We start from the raw sequence: 19672 nt of genomic DNA, 5'->3' as shown, positions 1-19672 counted from the left end.
GTTGACTGTTGACTGTTGACTGTTGACCGTGCCAATTTTAGATTTTAAATTTTGGATTTTGGATTACTTCTTTGGTACAAGCCCCGCCCCTCTCTCCGAGACGCTACGCGAACGTGGGCGGAACAAATCTAAAATCGTTAATCTAAAATCCCCAAGCTGCATCCCGGAATCGGTGTAGTTAATCTAAAATCTAAAATCCAAAATCTAAAATTGATTGACTGTAAACAGTGAAAAATACTAATGGAATATTTTTTTACTTGGAAGTCCCTAAATCCTCAACTAATTCCATTACTAATTATTGTAAAACTCTGGATGTGAGTATTTGTGTATTGGTAGTTGCAATTTGGGAATTGGGCATGGGGCATTGGTTATTTGTCCTCCTTCTGTTTCTTACATGGCGATGAAAATTTTTTCATCAAGACTACTGCTATGACGCATTCACAGAACTGTTTCCCTTGTTAACTCCGCATTAATGGGTTTAACCAGATAAATCCGCAACATGTGCCAGATAATAGCCGCGATCGCTGGTACTTTCAGCCAGAACTTGAGAAAATTAGAGCGATCGCTGTTGTTAATCTCTGCCAATTTCTGATTATTTTCAAAACACTGTTCTAATCGCCAGAAAAATTCCGGGTGATTAGTATCTAAAATCAACGGAAATGCACGGGCGGCGGTATTATTCGTCTCGCGAATCACTTGCTGATTATACTTGCGCGGATGTATACCGATGGATTGGTAAAAACTAGCGCGTTCAAAGACTGTAATAGTATGGGTAACAAACACCGTCAGCAAAAAGAACCGCACCCACAACCGCGCTTTCCAATTCTGCCATAATTTGGGTTGCGACCTGAGTAACGCTTTAAAGAAATCTCCATGTCGATTCTCATCCTGACACCAACTCTCAAATTTTCGGAAGAGGGGATAAAATTGATATTGGGGATTTTTCTGCAAATGCCGATACATTAAAATGTAGCGCCAGTACCCAATTTTCTCCGATAGATAGACTGTGTAAATAATCCACTCTGGCGGAAAAAATGTATAAGTACGATTTTTGGTCAGATAGCTCAAATCTAAGGAAAGATTAAAATCAGCCATTGATTTATTGAGAAAACCTGCATGGCGTGCTTCATCTCTTGCCATTAATTGGAAAGCTTCTGCTAAAATTGGGTTCTTTTCTTTCAGGCGGCGTGACAGTTCTTTAAACAATAAAAACCCAGAAAATTCGGAAGTACAAGAACGTTCTAAAAAGTCAATAAAAGAACGTCTTGTTTCTCCTTGAATGCCATCCCAACATTGTTTAAATTCATCATCGCGCACAAAATGATGGCGGTTATAATCAGCCCTCAGTTCCTCAACAATTGCTAATAACTCAGCCTCATTAGCAGAAATATCTAACTTCTCCATTGCGGCGAAGTCAGTAGTATAAAACCGGGGTGTTAATAATGTTTCCTGCACAGGCGCTTTAATACCTGGCTTCAGCATCTGAGGCTCCGGAGTTTCAAGAGACTTCACCATTGAGAATCCTTTTATGATTAAATCTTCCAATAGTTATATAAGCATAAAATATTGTTCTGAATAGTTAAGTTCTGCAAATGGAGGGGTTGACGGTTGACGGTTGACGGTTGACTGTTGACTGTTGCCCCATGCCCCATGCCCCATGCCCAATGCCCCATTAATATGTGCCTACACACACAGACAAAGATAAAGAAATATTAATAGCTTAATAGTTATACAAAGAGAAATAGTTAAATAATTTTGGGAGAAAGAAAAATGGCGGCGATGCCTTAGGGCAAGAACCATTGGTTCTACGCATCGGCATGATATGTGCTGGATAGATTGGTGCGAATCCTGCCTTACCCCAGAATAACAATTCTCTAGCTCTGGCATTGACTGTGAACTGTGGCTCATTTGCCGAGAGTGCTGACGATTGAATATGAAGGAAGTACAAATCCTCAACACCTGCGTAAGTCCTGAGTTCAATAAGTTATTCGATTCACATATGGGAAAGATGCGGACAAAACAACAGTAGAGACGCGATTAATCGCGTCTCTACAAGAGTGATTAATCGCGTCTCTAATACCCCATACAAGCAAAAACCGCAAGGTCGCATTGTCGCATTACTTCGGAGGTTTTGATGGTTTTTCTCTTACCTGGTGTCAAATTCGATCTGGAGATGATCCAAAAGTATGATGCACCTGCACCCAGATACACCAGTTACCCACCTGCTACTGAATTAAGCGAAGCATTCAGCCTAGATGATTTACAAAATGCGATCGCAGCTTCAAATCAAAGAAAAACGCCCTTATCTTTATATTTCCACATCCCCTTTTGTCAGAGTGCTTGCTACTTTTGCGGCTGTAATACGGTAATTTCTAATAACAAGAATATTGCCAAACCTTACCTAGAAAATTTGGTTAAAGATATTCAGCAAACCGCAGCTTTAATCGATTCTGAGCGCAAAGTCCTGCAAATTCATTGGGGTGGCGGTACACCTAATTACTTAGAACCTGAGCAAGTAGAATTTATCTGGAAACATATCACCCAACACTTTACTATTGACCCATCGGCAGAAATTTCTATTGAAATTAACCCCCGCTATGTAGATAGAGACTACATTTTATTTCTGAGAAAAATTGGGTTTAATCGCATTAGTTTTGGCATTCAAGATTTTAATCATGAAGTTCAAGTAGCAATTAATCGTATCCAGCCGGAGGAAATGCTATTTGATGTCATGAGTTGGGTGAGAGAAGCCCAATTTGAAAGCGTGAATGTAGACCTAATTTATGGTTTACCTTATCAAACTCGGCAAAGTTTTCGGGAAACAATCAAAAAGACAATTGCATTAGATCCTGACCGAATTGTAGTTTTTAATTTTGCTTATATTCCCTGGATTAAACCAGCACAAAAAAATATTCCTGAATCAGCTTTACCTCTTCCCCAGGAAAAGTTAGAAATTCTCAAAATGACCATTGAAGAATTAACCAATAATGAGTATATGTTTATTGGTATGGATCATTTTGCTAAATCTAACGATGAATTAGCGATCGCGCAACGCAATGGCACTCTGAAGCGGAACTTCCAAGGCTACACCACCCACGCGGAAACGGAACTTTTTGGGTTTGGTGCTACCTCTATCAGCATGTTAGAAGATGCTTATTTCCAAAATCACAAGCAACTGAAGGAATATTATCAGGCAATTTCTACAGATAATTTGCCTTTGAGTAAAGGTATCAAACTCAATCAAGATGACATTATTAGACGCGATGTCATCATGAGTATTATGTCTCACTTTCAGTTACATAAACAAGACATCGCTGATAAATATCAAATTTGTTTTGATGAATACTTCAGCCACGAATTAGAGATGTTAAAGCCCCTAGAAGCTGATGGGCTGGTTAGTATATCTAAAAACTACATTTTAATTACAGATGTTGGTCGATTGTTAGTGAGAAATATTGCGGTGATTTTTGATAATCACATGAGAAAGAAGGAAAAACATTTCTCAAGAGCAATATAGGCGATTTAAATCCTCACTCATCCTCAAATCCCGCCGTCACCATAGAATGGTGCGGCTAATTTAACAAAGCCTGCGAAGGCAGGCTTCGTATCTATAGCCCCAGGCTTCCAGCCTGCGGGCGATATGTCGGGTAAGCACATCAATATATTCTAGAGGGCATAGCATTGCCATGCCCCTACCATTTATGGCCTTCTTTTTTCAAACCATAAAACTTAATGCCAAAAATCAATCCAATGACAAATGACCAATGACAAATGACCAATGACTATCGCAAATTCGCCGGAACATTTTCCGGAACTACCCAATAATAAATAGTTTTACCATCAACATTTAATGTCTGTTGTGGTTTCCAATCGCCCATATCAAAGGCGTGAGAAACAATCCGAGTACCGGGTTTAAGTTCTTTAAATAATTTGGGGCGGAGTTTGATGTTAACATCAGGTAGCAAGTAGAGCGTCACTACTGTAGCTTGACTCAAATCGGTGTTAAATAAATCTTGCTGGACAAACTTAACGCGATCGCTTACTCCAGCTTTTTGCGCATTCTGATTAGCTTCGGCAACTCTTTCGGGATTGATATCTATACCTACGCCTTGGGTTCCGTATTTTTGGGCGGCTGTGACTACTATTCTGCCATCACCACTACCCAGATCGTAAAGTACATCATTCTTACCCACTTTAGCAACGTTTAACATTGCATCTACCACAGGCTGAGGCGTAGGAACATAGGGAACATCACCAGGGCGTTCTTGGGGTTGTTCTGTAGTTGCTGGTGCTTCGGTTTGCTGAACAGTTACTGCTGGTTCTTGAGTGTCTGTTTCTGAACTTTGCTGTTGAGTTGTACAGCCAGTAATACCAAAGCTGACAACACTAAATCCTGTAGCTAGTAAAAGCAGAATTTTGGAGAAATTCATCACAAGACTCCTAATTTTTTTGGTATTTGGGTTATTTGAAAATGGGCATGGGGCATGGGGCATTGGGCATTGGGCATTGGGCATTGGGCATTGGGCATTGGGCATTGGGCAAAGACGCGATGAATCGCGTCTCTACAATTGTCCTCCTTGTCTTCCTTGTCCCCTTTACCTTACGCCCTTCGTTGACGGTATTGATTCCACAAAAATAGGGGTATTCCTGCTGCGACAACTGCGACGCCAAGCACTGCACCTACTCCGGTATAAACTAAGCTGGAGTAAAGCAGATAGGCGCACACTGCACAAAAAAGTAAAGGTGTGAACGGATACAAAGGTACGCGAAAGGCTCGTGGTATTTGCGGTTCGCGCTGGCGTAATACCAGCAGCGATATCCCGGAAAGCAGGAAGAAAAACCAAAACACTGGGGCGGTGTAATCTACCATTGTTTCAAAGCCTTTGCGGGTGAGGGTACCCAAGATAACCAAGGCTAAGGCGATCGCACTTTGCAAAAGTAAGGCATAGGTAGGTGTGCTAGGCCTTTGTCGCCAATGTCCCATGAAACCGAACAGCGCAAAATCTTGCCCTAAGGCGTAATTAGTCCGCGCCCCGGTAAAAATTGTGGCGTTGGTTGCGCCTAATGTACAAATTGCTATCAGTAGACTGACAAAAAAGGCTCCGGGTGCGCCCCAAAGCGATCGCATTAAATCTGCGGCGACGGCTTCCGATTGTGCCATATTTGCTACACCTAAGCCGCGCAGATAAGCCCAATTGATTAGCAGGTAAATGGTGGTAATAATACCAATACTCAATAAAAGCGATCGCAAAATATTACGGCGTCGATTTTGTATTTCTGCTGCAATATAAGCTGCTTCGTTCCAGCCACCGTAGGACAACAGCACAAACACCATTGCTAATCCCCAGTTACTAGACGCTGTGGATTCTACAGGGATAGTAGTATCAGATGTGGCAGTTAAACCAATAATTACCACCAGTAATAAACCTAAAACTTTCGCCGCAGTGAGTAAATTTTGCGTCCACTTACCTTGTTGCAAACCGACAATATTCAAAGCAGTTAAAAGTGCGATCGCCACTGCTGCATATATAGAGGGTGAAAATGTCCCCAAGCGCCATATTTGAGAAGCATAGTCCCCAAAAACAAATGCTAACAGTGCAATGGAACCTGTTTGAATTACTGTCATCCTCGCCCAAGCAAATAAAAAGGCGATTCCCTTACCAAAAGCTCGTTTCAAGTAATAATAAACACCACCAACATCAGGATAAGTTGTGGCTAACTCTGCATAGCATAATGCGCCTACCAAAGAAACTGCACCACCAACTAGCCAGAACAGCAGCACCGCAACATCGCTACCTGCATAATTCGCTACCAACGCCGGGGTTTCAAAAATCCCCGCCCCGATAACAATCCCCACAATCAGCGCCACAGCATCCGGTAATGTTAGCGATTGCTTGGGTGTGGCTATTTCCGGCGATCCTACCTGCTGAATTAAACTGAAGTTTTCACGTCTAGTCACTGGTACTCCTGATTGTTGTTGAGCGTTCGAGGGGTATTCTGTATTTAAATTTCATCATTGTGATAGCAACAGAATTACCCTCCTCTTGATACTCAAGACTAAAAAATTACTTAGCTTTAGTAAAAGCTCATAAGATTATTTATGCAGCTTAAAAGCGCAATATTTATATCTAAAAATATTTAGATTAATTAACACATCTATAAAAAGACAGATAAGCAATTTATTTCTCAAGGTAGAAACAGATAGCCTAATTTTTATAGCCTTGAGCAAAACAGCTAGAATTAAAAATATCACTTGTGATTTTCAGATTCTTATCAAGCAATCAACATAATTAGAGCAGATAATTCTCATAAATCAAGAAAATCTTTATCTGTCTTTCGGTTGTTACATTTATCTCAACTGGTAGAAACAATTTAAATGATTAATAGATAAATTATGTAATAACCAGACAAGATTTCTGAGGAGTTTATGAATATTATTGCTTGGGTTGTCTTAGGACTTTTAGCTGGTGCGATCGCAAAAGCAATTTATCCAGGTTATCAGGGTGGCGGTATCCTTTCCACAATTGTCTTAGGCATTATCGGCGCTTTCATTGGTGGAAGTCTGTACACGCTTTTACAAACAGGAACTTTGCAAATTACTGCTGCTGGTGCTGGATTTAGTCTAACAGGTCTATTTATAGCTGTAATTGGTGCAATTATTGCTATTTATTTATGGGGATTATTAAACAGAAGCAGCAGAGCGTAATAATTACTAATTCGTAATTCGTAATTCGTAATTCGTAATTAAATCAGACAAGATAAATGTAATTAATTACTCTTCGCCAACATCAGCATTACTTGTGAGTACGGATTACGAAGGATGAATTATTAATTAGTTTAACCACATTATTGTTTCAGGGAGAACCAAGAAATGTTTTTTCATAAAAAAGAACCGATTCATGTAGTAAACGTTAGCGAGGCGAACCCTCGGTTTGCGCAGTTACTCCTCGAACAATTTGGTGGAGCTACAGGAGAACTTACAGCTGCTCTACAATATTGGGTGCAATCTTTTCATGTCGAAAATGCTGGTATTAAAGACATGCTACAAGATATTGCGATTGAAGAGTTTGGTCATTTAGAAATGGTGGGTAAACTCATTGAATCCCATACAAAAAATACCGATCAAACAGAGGCTTATAAGAGTACTCTCTTTGCTATTCGTGGTATCGGGCCTCACTTTTTAGATAGTCAAGGTAGTGCTTGGACTGCAAATTATATCAACGAAGGTGGCGATGTAGTCCGCGATTTGCGAGCTAATATTGCAGCCGAAGCTGGTGCGCGTCAAACTTACGAAGAGTTGATTAAGTTAGCTACAGATGATGGTACTAAAAAAACATTAGTTCATCTGTTAACCAGAGAAATCTCTCATACCCAAATGTTTATGAAAGCACTGGATTCTCTGGGTAAATTAACAGATCCACTTTTTGGTAATATTCAGCCAGATGAAACTGTCGCTCTCTACTACAATTTATCTACAAACGGTAATGGTCATGATGAGCGCGGCCCCTGGAATTCTGAACCAACATTCAAATATATTGCCGATCCACTACAAAAGCATTCCTAATTAACTGAGGAATAACATAAGATGAGCCAGTTAGAAGTTAATTCTCTGGCTCATTTTTCCGGAAAAATAAAGTTAAAATTATGGAGAATTAACTAGTGATTGTAAATGTTACATCCGATGGTTGGGAAATTATTTACCATCGCGCACATGCTTTATTAGCAGCACAATTAGCAGGACAGTGGCGGCGTAAAAATGCTCCACCTCGCTTATATGAAACCATCGCCGCAATTTCTCATCATGATGATTTAGAGAAAGAATGGGAAGAAGATATTGTCACCGACGCTGGTGCGCCAATGGATTTCACCTTAGGTAAAGATGTACTTGTAGATAAACAAATAAATTTAGTCAAAAATGCTCGTTATCGCGGACGCTGGGTAGCTTTATTAATTTCTAGACATGTGAGTTATCTATATGAAGGAAATCGCGATCAAAGTCCAGAATTAGCCAAATTTCTGGATGAGCAAATAGAAAATCAAAAAATTTGGACTAAAGAATTAGGGATTCAAAAGAAAGATGTAGATGCAGCTTATGCATTTATGCAATGGTGCGATCGCCTGTCTTTAATTCTCTGTCAACAACAACTACCTGAGGATGAACGCTGGTTAGAAATTAGCAAAGGCCCTGATGATGAGCGTTATGATATTATGCAACGTAACGATTCTTTAGTAACTGTCAAACCTTGGCCTTTTGAGAATGAGAAATTTACAGTCAATATCGAAGCCTGTAAAATTAATCAGTTGAAATTCAAGAACAGCGCTGAACTTACTCAAGCACTCCAAGAAGCACCCATCAAAATCTTAGAGTGGACATTTGTAAAAAGTTAGCTATTAATTGAATATTGTACAGACGCGATTAGTATATCTAGTGGACTAACACAGCTAAAATGTTGCAATATATTTTCTTGTGGGGTGGACATCTTGTCCGCCCAGGACGGGCGAGACGCCCATCCCACAAGAGTTTTACTGATGCACTATTTTAGCTGTGTCAATCCAGTATTCTGGGCTTTGGTGCGTTGCGCTACGCGACAACACACCCTACATACAGAATATTTTAGGTAAAAAAATCAAATATGAATCCTATATTAATTCACAATTGTACAGACGCGATTAATCGCGTCTCTGATTATTAATATTTATCTTGCTTAATTGCGTTATACACATTGCAATTCCTTTTTCGTAATAAGCTGCTTCATTAATAAAGACGGGATACACTGTAGATTCACCTGCATAAACAATTTCTTTACCCTCAAAATTTAAAAATATCGGCTCTCCCGGATGCAATGGTTGATAATCCTGAAATTGTAGTTTTGGATGAATCATTGCTTCAATTTCTCCTATCTCATTTCGGGGATAGTCGATGGTTTCAATGCTGTGATAAACGTTGATATTATCTTTTACAGGCGGTGCTGTTCCCTGATTATGAGCTTCTAAATAATCTAAAATAGCGTGAATAATTGTTTCCGTTTCTTGAAATAATGCAGCATCTAAAACATTTTGTGCCACTGCACCAACTTCCAAAGTACAGCCAAATTCACAAATTGAATCTAAGTGAGGTCTGAACTTTTGCTGACTGGTAGAAAATAGGATATTTACTTTAGGACTAATTGATGTCAGATAAGCTCCTAAATGCAGATTTAATGAATTCTCATTACCTAAAATAATAGTCAGCCCCATATTAGCTGTAGAACTATGTAAATCAATCACAAAATCTGCTGGCTGACTACCTTGCAAGCCAAAAGTTTGATGAATTAATTTGGCTTGTTGTGCTTCATAACTAGCCAAATTTGGGTTTTCTAAATCTTCGCGGAGAAAACAGCGATTTAAATCTGTATCTACGTATCTTTTACCGATCGCACTAGCTTTAGGATTGGCGATCAATGTCCGACTCTCAAAACTTGAACGTTGAATTAAATGAGGCGATCGCTCAAATTTTTTAACTAGATAAATTCCCGTAACTTCATTTCCGTGAGTTCCACCAACAATTACAACACGCTTAATTTTGCTCATATTCCTACTGATTACCCCGATAACCTGAGACGTTCTTGGGATGAATCTTGCTCAATAGTCTCTATTTGTCAATATAAGGGAAAGCAACTATATTTAAGATATTTTTTGCACAAGTACACTATATATAAAAAATATAGTAATAAATATAGGATTTATGCAAATGGCACAATTATCTTCTGGTCTAAGAGTCCAGGGTCAAGGGTCAATAGTCAAAAATTAAGGTTTTTTGGACTTTGGACTTTTGACTCTTGACAACCTAAACGAAAAAAATATGACACTTGCATAAGTCCTAAAATAATAGTGGTTTGGGGAAGCGATGGAACTTCGACATTTGCGCTACTTTATTGCTGTGGCTGAAGAAAAAAACTTTAGCTACGCAGCTCAACGTCTGCATATAGCGCAACCTCCCCTCAGTCAACAGATTAGCGCCTTAGAAGCCGAAATTGGTGTTAAATTATTCGATCGCAAAAAGCGCCCCTTACAACTTACATCTGCGGGACAAGTATTTTTAGAAGAAGCGAGATTAGTTTTAAATCAACTAGAACAAGCGATTTTTCAAACGCAAAGGGCGAGTCGCGGCGAAATTGGCCAGTTAATCGTCGGAACCAATAGTTCTGTGGCTAATAGCGTGCTTCCAGATATGTTACGCACATTTCGCGATCGCTTTCCCCATGTCAAACTTATATTGCGCGAACTCACAGGTTCCGAACAAATTCAAGAACTCCTCAATCGTCGTCTCGATGTCGCATTCGATCGTTTATCCCATTCCCATCAACAAAATTCTCACTTAAGTTATCTACCCATTGTCCGCGAATCCTTGGTGATTGCATTACCCGCTACCCATCCCCTCGCCAATCTAGCAGAAATTCCTCTCGCTGCGATGGCTAATGAACCTTTTGTGTTACCTTCGCCGGAAATTGTCCCTTCCTATACAGAAATTATTAACCTCTGTCAGCAAGCTGGTTTTTTCCCCCAAGTAGTTCAAGAAGCAACTTGGACAATCACCGTTCTCAGTTTAGTTGCTGGCGGTATGGGAGTTGCACTGTTACCTAGCAACGTGCAAAATCTGCAACGTACAGGCGTAGTTTATCGCCCAATCCAAGGTGCAGATTTCTCCCGCGAGATTGTCGTTGTCTGGCGACGAGAAGATTCATCACCGGTTTTGCAGGAATTTCTCAAGGTAATTCGGGAGTTAACCTACTTTCAAATTTAGTGGGGTTAAATTTAGCGATCGCCTTGCTTATTTTTAGTAAAATATATTTCTTGTATATGAAACAAAAAACACCTGGGAGTGTTGCCGTGTTTCCACCCCGGGTGTTTTTCGTTTTAACTTGCTCCTCACACACAACTAAACGATATCATCCGTTCAATTTCTAGTCGGTGTTCTAGATCACATTTTCCAAAAAAATTAAACTTTGGCGGAAATTGGGCATTGGGCATTGGGCATTGGGCAATTCAATTTTGGATTTTGGATTTGCGATTTTGGATTGGGTTTGAATCTAAAATCTAAAATCTAAAATTCCTTGTCCTCCTTGTCCCCCTGCCCCCAGGTAAGATAAAAAGGACGCGAGATTAATCAAATGCATAGCTTCATACCCCCAGAACGCTTTTTTCCTTACCTGAGTTGGACTGATATCCAAGAGATGCCAAATAAGGAAAATGTAGTAATTATTCAACCAGTAGGCGCAATTGAACAACATGGCCCCCATCTGCCGCTAATTGTGGATGCGGCTATTGGGGTTGGGGTGTTGGGGAAAGCTTTGGCAAAACTTGACTCCAGCATTCCGGCTTATGCTTTGCCCAGCATTAACTATGGTAAATCTAACGAACACTGGCACTTTCCCGGCACTATTACCTTGAGTACAGAAACTCTCACAGCCACAATTATGGAGGTGGGAGAAAGTATTTACCGGGCTGGATTTAGAAAATTAGTGTTGATGAATTCCCACGGGGGACAGCCGCAAGTTATGCAAATGGCGGCGCGGGATTTACATGTAAAATATGGGGATTTTTCGGTATTTCCCTTGTTTACCTGGCGTGCGCCTAATATTACCAAAGAATTGCTAACTCCTAAAGAAGCTAAATTAGGTATGCACGCCGGCGATGCGGAAACGAGTTTAATGTTGGCACTGTTACCGGAGCAAGTAAAACTCGATAAAGTTGTTGCTGAATATCCACCAGAACAACCACAAAGTACATTGCTAAGTTGGGAAGGTCAATTACCTGTAGCTTGGGTAACAAAAGATATCAGTAAAACTGGTGTGATTGGCGATGCTACAACCGCTACCAAAGAAAAAGGCGATCGCATTCTCGAATCCCTTTCCGATGGCTGGGTACAAGTCATACGTGACATTTATCACTTTCAACCAATTAGACGCGATTAATCGCGTCTCTACAATTTTCATTTATCCTCCTTGTCCCCCTTATGCCCTATACCCTATGCCCCAATACCTGCTTACCTGCTGTGGCACAAATATTTAATGGTTGGGCTGATTGCAAGACTGCATCTAGTAATCCGGGGAATCTGGCTTCTAAATCTTCTCGCCGCAATTGGTTGATGTGCTGCGTTCCTTCTTTATGGGTTAGTACTACGCCTGACTCCCGTAAAATTTTAAAATGATTGGACATTGTGGATTTGGCGATCGCAAAATCAAACCCTGCACAGCATTGCTCCCCCTTGGTAGCTAACAACCGCACAATTTCTAGCCTCACCGGATCGCCTAAGGCGTATAGCACTCCCGCTAATGTTATATCTTTTCGGTCTGGATGATACAAAAATCTCATAGTTGCACTATCTCATAAAATGGCTTATATTTTACTTATTCGATAATATCGAATAATAGAATTAAATTAGGAGGACAATTATGTCATCCGTTACAAGTGTCACGGAAGCCACATTTAAGCAAGAAGTTCTAGAAAGCCAAGTTCCTGTCCTAGTAGACTTTTGGGCACCTTGGTGCGGCCCTTGCAGAATGGTAGCTCCGGTTGTCGATGAGGTCGCTAGCGAATACGATGGACAAGTAAAAGTAGTGAAATTGAACACAGATCAAAATCCTACTGTTGCTAGCCATTATGGTATTCGGAGTATCCCTACGTTAATGGTATTTAAGGGTGGACGACAAGTCGATACGGTTGTGGGTGCGGTGCCCAAAACCACTTTAGCTAAGACTTTAGCACAGCATATTTCTTAAAGTTAATGGGCATGGGGCATTGGGCATTGGGCATTGGGCATTGATTTATTTACCCCCTCTGCACCCCTGCTCCCTTCCCAAACTATGGCTGAATTGTTTATACTCAAAATTTGAGCAATGAATAATAGTATTAACTTGTTCTCTCCTTATCAATTGGGTAACTTAGAACTGCCCAATCGCATAGTTATGGCTCCCTTAACTAGGCAAAGAGCCGGTCAGGGCAATGTACCACATGAGTTAAATGCTACATACTATGTGCAACGTGCTTCGGCTGGATTGATTATTGCAGAAGCAACTCAAATTTCACTCCAAGGACAGGGGTATCCAAATACACCGGGGATTCATTCACCAGAACAGGTGGCGGGTTGGAAGTTGGTAACGGATGCTGTACATCAACAGGGTGGTAGAATTTTTCTGCAACTGTGGCATGTAGGCAGGATTTCTCACCCTGATTTGCAACCAAATGGCGAATTACCTATTGCACCTTCGGCGATCGCACCTCAAGAAGGTCAAGCATTAACTTTTGAAGGATTAAAACCTTTTGTTACTCCCCGCGCTTTAGAAACTTCCGAGATTCCGGTTATTGTAGAACAGTACCGTCAAGCAGCAGCAAATGCTCTAGCTGCGGGGTTTGATGGCGTAGAAATTCACGCGGCTAATGGTTATTTAATTGACCAGTTTCTCCGGGATGGTACGAATCAAAGAACAGATGAGTATGGCGGTAGTATTGAGAACCGCGTCCGATTTTTACGAGAAATTGTCGAGGCTGTTACCAGCGTTTGGGATAGTAAACGGGTAGGAGTTCGCCTTTCCCCTAGCGGGACATTTAACGATATGCGTGACTCTAATCCTTTAGAAACTTTTGGATATATTGCGCAAGTATTGAGCCAATTTGATTTAGCTTATCTGCATTTGATTGAATCCACAGACGCAGATATCAGACATGGCGGAACAGCAGTACCAACGGATTATCTCAGAGAAATGTATACAGGAACACTAATTGTCTGTGGTGGTTATACGGCGGAAAAAGGTAATGCGGTGTTGGCGAATCAACAAGCTGATTTAATCGCTTTTGGCAGTTTATTTATTGCTAATCCCGATTTACCGCGACGTTTGGCTTTAAATGCACCTTTAAATCAGCCAATTCCTGAAAGCTTCTATGGTGGCGGGGAAAAGGGATATACAGATTATCCGTTTTGGTCGCCTGCGAACGAACCAGCAGTGAGTTTTTGACACTCTCCTGCCTAAAGGCAAGGAGATTCTTGATTCAACGAGTCCACTTAAATTAGACCCCTTGCGGTATCTAAAAAAGAGGTGGTTCTCTCCTCAAGCGTTAACTTTCCGAGTGCCCCTCGGTAGCTGGATTACTCCAAGAATTTGTTTGTTTAAATTCTGTGTCGTCTAGCCCCCATGTAGATTTTACCTATTCCTGGCAAGGAACTAGAACTATGGAATAGAACCCCATATCTTCAATTGTCAAGGTACAGATTGCCGCTAGGCAGTTAGGTTTTTATACAGGTTGATTACCATGCCTGTTATAGGTATTCTACTAGATTTTACTGAGGACTAAACACCTCAAATCGTTTTTATTAGGCAGTGCGTTGGTGCGGCCGTTCGATCTTGGGGGTTTCCCCGAGGAGGAACTGCCGAAAGGGTTCCCAGGCTTGAAGCAACTGCCATCCCCCTGCCTAAAGGCGCTTGAGTTTTCAACGGGTTCCATTATAATTGCTTTGGCGTAATGGGTGGCAACCTTTTACACCAAAAAAGCATTTAGACCGATAATCAGAATCGCTATCACTGGATAGCAACTTCAACAATCAGGAGAATCTCATGAGCGCGATCGCACCTACTCAAATCCTAGATGTACCCACTGCTATTGTTCAGCGTCGTTCTATTAAGACTTTTAAATCAGACCCCATAGCCCCAGAACTACTCAAGCAACTAGTAGAATTAACCGTAGCTGCACCTAGTAGTTTTAATATTCAAGCTTGGCAAATTATTTTGGTGCAAGATGAAGCACAAAAAGAAGCTTTAGCAGCTGCGTCTTGGAATCAAAAACAAATTATCCAAGCACCTGTAACATTTGTGTTTGCAGCAGATCCGAACGCTGGAGAAAAAGATTTAACACCAATTTACGAAGAAGCACTGAAAACTGGTGCCTGGAATGAAGGTACAGTCAACTACTTTAAAAATGCTATCCCGCAATTCCAAGCTGGTTTAGGAGACAAGCGACGCGAATATGCAATCAAAGATGCAATCATTGCAGCTACCCATTTAGTACTTGCAGCCGAAAGCTTAGGATTATCCACCTGTTTTATGAATGGTTGGATTGAAGATCAAGTGAAAGCAGTGATTGGTGCAGCTGAAGATCCAGATTTAGCGATCGCAGTTATTGTACCTGTTGGCTATGCCGCAGAACCACGCCTTAATCCTGGTCGTTTACCTTTATCTGCTAACGTATCTGTAGACAGAATTGGTAACGCTTATCAGGGGTAATTCTTAGCGATAATAAAGTTGACTGTTGACGGTTAACTGTTAACAGTCAACAGTCAACATTCAACAATCCTTTATTTTTCGGCGCGTGGTTCGCTTCATCATAGCTGGCTCATTGCAGGTTTAACATTTTTCCCTAGCTCATCAAATTTCACCCTTAAAGGAAAATTGCACCTATGCCAAAAACAGCTTTAATAGTCGGAGCCGGTAATGGATTAAGCGCCTCTATTGCCCGTTTATTTGCCAAATCAGGACTGAAAATCGCCCTAGCTGCTCGCAGCATTGAGAAACTGACACAGCTAAGTAATGAAATAGGTGCAGTTAGCTTCGCTGCTGATGCTGCAAAACCAGAGGAAGTAAACCAGTTATTTAGCGATGTTGAAAATCAACTTGGTACTCCGACAGTAGTTGTTTACAATCCCAGTTTTCGAGTACGAGGGCCTTTAATTGAACTCGAACCTAGCGAAGTTGCTAAGACTTTAGAAATTACTGCTTATGGAGGGTTTATTGTTGCCCAAGCTGCTGCTAAAAGAATGTTACAGCAAGGAGGAGGGGCGATATTTTTTACCGGAGCTTCTGCGAGTATTAAAGGTTACTCGCAATCTGCACCGTTTGCAATGGGTAAATTTGCCTTAAGGGGTTTAGCACAAAGCATTGCTAGGGAATTAGCACCTAAGAATATTCACGTAGCACATTTTGTCATCGATGGTGTAATTCGTTCTACAGAACGCCAAGATCCAGCAGATAACCCAGATAGTACCCTCGATCCGGATGCGATCGCTCAAACTTACCTCAACATCTTAAATCAACCCCGCAGCGCTTGGACATGGGAAGTAGAACTACGTCCTTGGGTTGAGCGTTTTTAATAAACACAATTGTAGAGACGCGATTCATCGCGTCTGCCCAATGCCCAATGCCCAATGCCCAAAATCAGGAGAACCTACCATGATTGACTTATATTATTGGACAACACCCAACGGTCATAAAATCACAATTTTCTTAGAAGAAGTTGGACTTACTTATAATATTATTCCGGTAAATATTGGCGCTGGTGACCAATTTAAGCCGGAATTTTTAAAGATTTCACCTAACAATCGTATCCCAGCAATTGTTGATAATGAACCTGCCAATGGCGGCACATCAATTTCTATTTTTGAATCTGGTGCAATTCTGTTATATTTAGCAGAAAAAACCGGAAAGTTAATTCCTCAAGATTTACACCAACGTGTAGAGGTTTTACAGTGGTTATTCTGGCAAATCGGCGGTTTAGGGCCAATGGCGGGACAGAACCACCACTTTAGCCAATATGCACCAGAAAAAATTGAATATGCTATTAATCGCTACGTTAAAGAAACAGGGCGATTATATGCAGTTTTAGATAAAAGATTGGCAGATAGAGAATTTGTAGCAGGCGATTATTCCATTGCTGATATTGCCACTTATCCTTGGATTGTGCCTTATGAACGTCAAGGTCAAAACTTAGAAGATTTTCCCAATTTAAAGCGTTGGTTTGAGGCAATTAAAGCTCGTCCGGCGACAATTCGCGCTTATGAAAAGGCGGAAGCATTGAAAAATCAGGCATTAGATATTGAGAAGTCACGGGATTTATTATTTAATCAATCCGCCCAGACTATTCAACGTTAATCCTGGATATTTTAGAGGGCATGGCAATGCCATGCCCCTACAATTTGGCGCATTCTTTTTTCAAATTGGTATTCAGTTTTTTCTTACCAAAAACGAGGAATCACCCTCTCAATAATGGTGTTAACTACTCCGGTGGCAAAATCTTGCGCCCAACTTCTGACTTCAGCTTTTGTTGGTTGGGTTGCTTCCACATTTTCAGCTTGGGAATTATCTTCTTGGAATGCAACTTGTACGCCAGTTTGAGAAATTACTTCCTTGAATGTATTAATCGGAATGGCTGCGTTAAAGCCTGTTTTGATTTCTATCTCTCCGCCGCTAGCAGACTCATTTTTAATTACTCCGTCGCGATCGCCTTGTCCGTGAATTCCTACCACACGCCCGCTCACATCAAATACCGGGCCGCCACTCATACCCCGTCGCGTCACCGCATCATAACGCATAGTATAGCCTTGAGGCTTGCTTTCTGGACGGCTGGTAATTTGTCCTTTTGTAAACTCATATTCCCGGTCGTTATTATTCTCAATAGACATGGGATAACCAGAAATATAAATACCTGTACCAATTCCCGCATTATCAGAATTGCTAATTGGGGCAACAGGATACTCTTCTGTACTTTCAAATTTCACAATTGCTAAATCTGGATCGCTATCATTTCTCTGTAAATTTTGCACAGAAATGACGTTATGAGTTTTATTTTTGCTGGTGCGAATGCTGTATTCAGTATTTGCACTTTTAACCACATGATTTGCTGTTAATACAGTATAAGTATTACCATCTCTACTAATAATTACCCCAGAACCACCATAATTACTACCTAATGAATTATCAATTCGCACTGTTGTGGGTACTGCAATTTGCGCTACTTCTTTGGCTGTTTTAGCAGATGCAGGCTGATTAATTACTATGGCTGCTACTACTGCTGTTCCTGTTAAGAATCCAGGAACAGAGTTAAAGCGAGAAAAACTGAAATTCATAATTAACTACTCTGAGGTGAAAATTATCAAAAAAGGCAGTCTCGATGAAACCATTTTCATCGCCTTGTATGAAAGAGAAGGGAAGGTGAGGGAAGGGAAGGAGGACAAGGAGGACAAGGGAGACAAGGAGGACAAGGGGGAAATAACTCTTTTAGGACAGACCAAACCTGAAAATCTCTCTTTCTTCCCAATCAACAGTCAACCGTCAACCGTCAACGCTATTTCCAAGCTAGTTATGAAACTGCAAATAATTAGTAATAGGAATTCCCCAACTAGAACTAACTATTTGTGGTAACAATCCTAGTGGTGGTTCTGTACCATCTTCAAAGGTATACATACCAAAATTTGGATCGCGGTTTTTCATGCGTCCATTAATCCCAATTAGCAAGCCACTAGCATTAAAAATCGGGCCGCCGCTCATACCTATAGCAATATCATTTGTGTAACCTAAGCGATAACCTTGCGCGAGAGATTTTGGGGGTAAGACTGATATTTCGCCAGTGGTAAAGCGGAATATTTTGATACCTCGATCAAAAGTAGTGGCTAAACTCTGTCCTTGGTACATGGGGAAGCCAGCTGCAAATACAGGCTCTCCTAGTTTTACGGGTTCAGTGCTAATTGTTGTGATTTGATAGCGGGAATTACTGCGAAACTGAGTAATTGCTAAATCGCTATTACCTAGTTGCTGTGGTTGGCGCGATGGAGTATAACGACGACCATCAGGGGTGATAATTGTATGGCGATCGCTAAAAGCGACTACATGCCAGCTAGTTAATACTGTGTAGATTTGTCCTTGATGCTGCACAATCACACCAGAACCTGAAGCATTAGCGGTGAGGATGCGCACAGTAGTTTGTTGTGCTAATTTTTGAATCTTCTCTTTCTGGGTGGGAGTTGTGAGAGAATATTTAGGGACTGTTTGGGCAATAGTACTCTGCTGAACTGGCAAATCAAATTGCGCGCTCGCTAAATTTATGATCAGCCCCAATAATAACCAACCACTGAGGGACATTTAATTGAACTCTCCGCTACGTCCTCCATCCGGTTGCGGTTGGGATGGTACTGGCTCAACATTGCTAGGAGTAGACGATGGTGTAGGGTTTGTATCTTGTCCTAAGCGATCGCTCACATCTATATAAGGTACTGTACCACTTTCATAGAGGGATGGGGCACCAGCTTGTCCATCACGCCATGCTAAGAGATTATTTAGGGTTCTTACTCCATCTTCACGGGGTTTGAGGGTAAATATCAAGCCTTCACAACGTCCATTAAATCTGCTAGCAGTACAGACAACTCTTTGCCCATTCATGATACCGACAGTAATAAATCTCAGCTTTTTGCTCAGTCGATATGTTTCTAATCTGGCACTGACTTCTTCACAACGTTGTACTGGGTCGTAGCCTGATTGTGTGAAATAATTAGAAGTCCAGCGAATCCAAGGTTCCCTCGCACCGGAGTAAGTTTGGTACACTGTTACGGGTACGCCTGTGGTGCGATCGCAATAAAATCCTCTTGCTTGGGCGTAGCTTGGTTGATGTAGAGAAACAGTAGCCCCAAATGCGATCGCACCTACTGTGAAAACTGTTGTTAATGATTGCAGTTTCATCGTGATGCTATACTCCTTAAATGTAAATAAAGTTAGCTTTTTATTCTTTTTTAAGGATTCCCCAATTTTAAATTCATCTCATTTTTTGCCTAATTATCAGCAAAAATCCCCAACTAATTGCAACGCAATTGCGATAATCAGCAAAAATGAATTGTTCCATTAATTATAGTCAATTCAGCACAATTTTGGCAATT

At 41.0% G+C, this 19672-nt stretch carries 19 protein-coding genes; 11 read left to right on the top strand and 8 right to left on the bottom strand.

The features are described from left to right. Positions 1-438: 438 nt before the first annotated feature. Positions 439-1515, bottom strand: a complete 1077-nt coding sequence (gene acsF, locus AACW45_RS18560) for a magnesium-protoporphyrin IX monomethyl ester (oxidative) cyclase (RefSeq protein ID WP_190628334.1) — start codon at positions 1513-1515, stop codon at positions 439-441. 619 nt (positions 1516-2134) lie between these two features. On the opposite strand from acsF, the gene hemN reads away from it, so the two are divergent. Further along, positions 2135-3517, top strand: coding sequence for an oxygen-independent coproporphyrinogen III oxidase (gene hemN / locus AACW45_RS18555; protein WP_190628332.1), 1383 nt, complete (start codon positions 2135-2137; stop codon positions 3515-3517). Between the two features lie 265 nt (positions 3518-3782). Here the strand turns inward: hemN and AACW45_RS18550 are convergent, their stop codons facing one another. Continuing rightward, the gene (locus AACW45_RS18550; protein WP_190628740.1) at positions 3783-4430 is read right to left on the bottom strand and encodes an SAM-dependent methyltransferase; all 648 of its coding nucleotides are present in this window, start codon (positions 4428-4430) and stop codon (positions 3783-3785) included. Positions 4431-4600: 170 nt separating this feature from the next. Then, a complete protein-coding gene (locus AACW45_RS18545; RefSeq protein ID WP_190628330.1) occupies positions 4601-5959 on the bottom strand; it encodes an amino acid permease in 1359 nt (452 codons plus the stop codon). 468 nt (positions 5960-6427) lie between these two features. Here AACW45_RS18545 and AACW45_RS18540 point away from each other — a divergent pair, with 468 nt between their 5' ends. The 3 genes from AACW45_RS18540 (at position 6428) to AACW45_RS18530 (ending at position 8388) form a co-directional block, all read left to right on the top strand. Further along, on the top strand, positions 6428-6706 hold the full coding sequence (locus tag AACW45_RS18540) for a GlsB/YeaQ/YmgE family stress response membrane protein (RefSeq protein WP_190628328.1): 279 nt from the start codon (positions 6428-6430) through the stop codon (positions 6704-6706). 165 nt (positions 6707-6871) lie between these two features. Beyond that, positions 6872-7564 carry a manganese catalase family protein gene (locus tag AACW45_RS18535; RefSeq protein WP_096641605.1) on the top strand — a complete coding sequence of 231 codons (693 nt, stop codon included), beginning with the start codon at positions 6872-6874 and terminating at the stop codon, positions 7562-7564. Between the two features lie 95 nt (positions 7565-7659). Continuing rightward, a complete protein-coding gene (locus tag AACW45_RS18530; protein ID WP_190628326.1) occupies positions 7660-8388 on the top strand; it encodes a DUF3891 family protein in 729 nt (242 codons plus the stop codon). A gap of 282 nt (positions 8389-8670) precedes the next feature. On the opposite strand, the gene AACW45_RS18525 is transcribed toward AACW45_RS18530, so the two are convergent. After that, on the bottom strand, positions 8671-9570 hold the full coding sequence (locus tag AACW45_RS18525; protein WP_190628325.1) for an aspartoacylase: 900 nt from the start codon (positions 9568-9570) through the stop codon (positions 8671-8673). Positions 9571-9886: 316 nt separating this feature from the next. On the opposite strand from AACW45_RS18525, the gene AACW45_RS18520 reads away from it, so the two are divergent. Then, positions 9887-10783, top strand: coding sequence for a LysR substrate-binding domain-containing protein (locus AACW45_RS18520; protein WP_190628323.1), 897 nt, complete (start codon positions 9887-9889; stop codon positions 10781-10783). Between the two features lie 367 nt (positions 10784-11150). After that, positions 11151-11954, top strand: a complete 804-nt coding sequence (locus tag AACW45_RS18515; RefSeq protein WP_190628321.1) for a creatininase family protein — start codon at positions 11151-11153, stop codon at positions 11952-11954. A 46-nt stretch (positions 11955-12000) separates the two neighbouring features. Here AACW45_RS18515 and AACW45_RS18510 read toward each other — a convergent pair whose 3' ends face one another. Beyond that, positions 12001-12354 carry an ArsR/SmtB family transcription factor gene (locus AACW45_RS18510; protein ID WP_190543295.1) on the bottom strand — a complete coding sequence of 118 codons (354 nt, stop codon included), beginning with the start codon at positions 12352-12354 and terminating at the stop codon, positions 12001-12003. An 80-nt stretch (positions 12355-12434) separates the two neighbouring features. On the opposite strand from AACW45_RS18510, the gene trxA reads away from it, so the two are divergent. From trxA to AACW45_RS18485, 5 genes are all read left to right on the top strand, one after another. Next, complete coding sequence (trxA, locus tag AACW45_RS18505) at positions 12435-12761, top strand: thioredoxin (protein WP_190628319.1); 327 nt, start codon at positions 12435-12437, stop codon at positions 12759-12761. A 117-nt stretch (positions 12762-12878) separates the two neighbouring features. Further along, complete coding sequence (locus AACW45_RS18500) at positions 12879-13994, top strand: alkene reductase (protein ID WP_190628317.1); 1116 nt, start codon at positions 12879-12881, stop codon at positions 13992-13994. Positions 13995-14591: 597 nt separating this feature from the next. Then, positions 14592-15257: a nitroreductase family protein gene (locus AACW45_RS18495; protein WP_190628315.1), complete on the top strand. Its 666-nt coding sequence runs from the start codon at positions 14592-14594 to the stop codon at positions 15255-15257. A gap of 173 nt (positions 15258-15430) precedes the next feature. Beyond that, a complete protein-coding gene (locus tag AACW45_RS18490; protein ID WP_190628313.1) occupies positions 15431-16120 on the top strand; it encodes an SDR family NAD(P)-dependent oxidoreductase in 690 nt (229 codons plus the stop codon). 79 nt (positions 16121-16199) lie between these two features. Continuing rightward, positions 16200-16898: a glutathione binding-like protein gene (locus AACW45_RS18485; protein WP_190628737.1), complete on the top strand. Its 699-nt coding sequence runs from the start codon at positions 16200-16202 to the stop codon at positions 16896-16898. 83 nt (positions 16899-16981) lie between these two features. Here the strand turns inward: AACW45_RS18485 and AACW45_RS18480 are convergent, their stop codons facing one another. The 3 genes from AACW45_RS18480 to AACW45_RS18470 all read right to left on the bottom strand — a co-directional run bounded on the left by AACW45_RS18480 (position 16982) and on the right by AACW45_RS18470 (position 19478). Continuing rightward, positions 16982-17872 (bottom strand): S1 family peptidase, encoded by an 891-nt coding sequence (locus AACW45_RS18480; RefSeq protein ID WP_190628311.1) that lies wholly within the window; start codon positions 17870-17872, stop codon positions 16982-16984. Positions 17873-18101: 229 nt separating this feature from the next. After that, on the bottom strand, positions 18102-18821 hold the full coding sequence (locus AACW45_RS18475) for a S1 family peptidase (protein ID WP_199330937.1): 720 nt from the start codon (positions 18819-18821) through the stop codon (positions 18102-18104). 63 nt (positions 18822-18884) lie between these two features. Next, positions 18885-19478, bottom strand: coding sequence for a COP23 domain-containing protein (locus AACW45_RS18470; RefSeq protein WP_190628308.1), 594 nt, complete (start codon positions 19476-19478; stop codon positions 18885-18887). Positions 19479-19672 lie beyond the last annotated feature (194 nt).

Source organism: Calothrix sp. FACHB-168, assembly GCF_963889195.1.
GTDB lineage: Bacteria > Cyanobacteriota > Cyanobacteriia > Cyanobacteriales > Nostocaceae > Aulosira > Aulosira anomala_A.
This window is presented reverse-complemented; position numbering and strand designations above follow the sequence as displayed.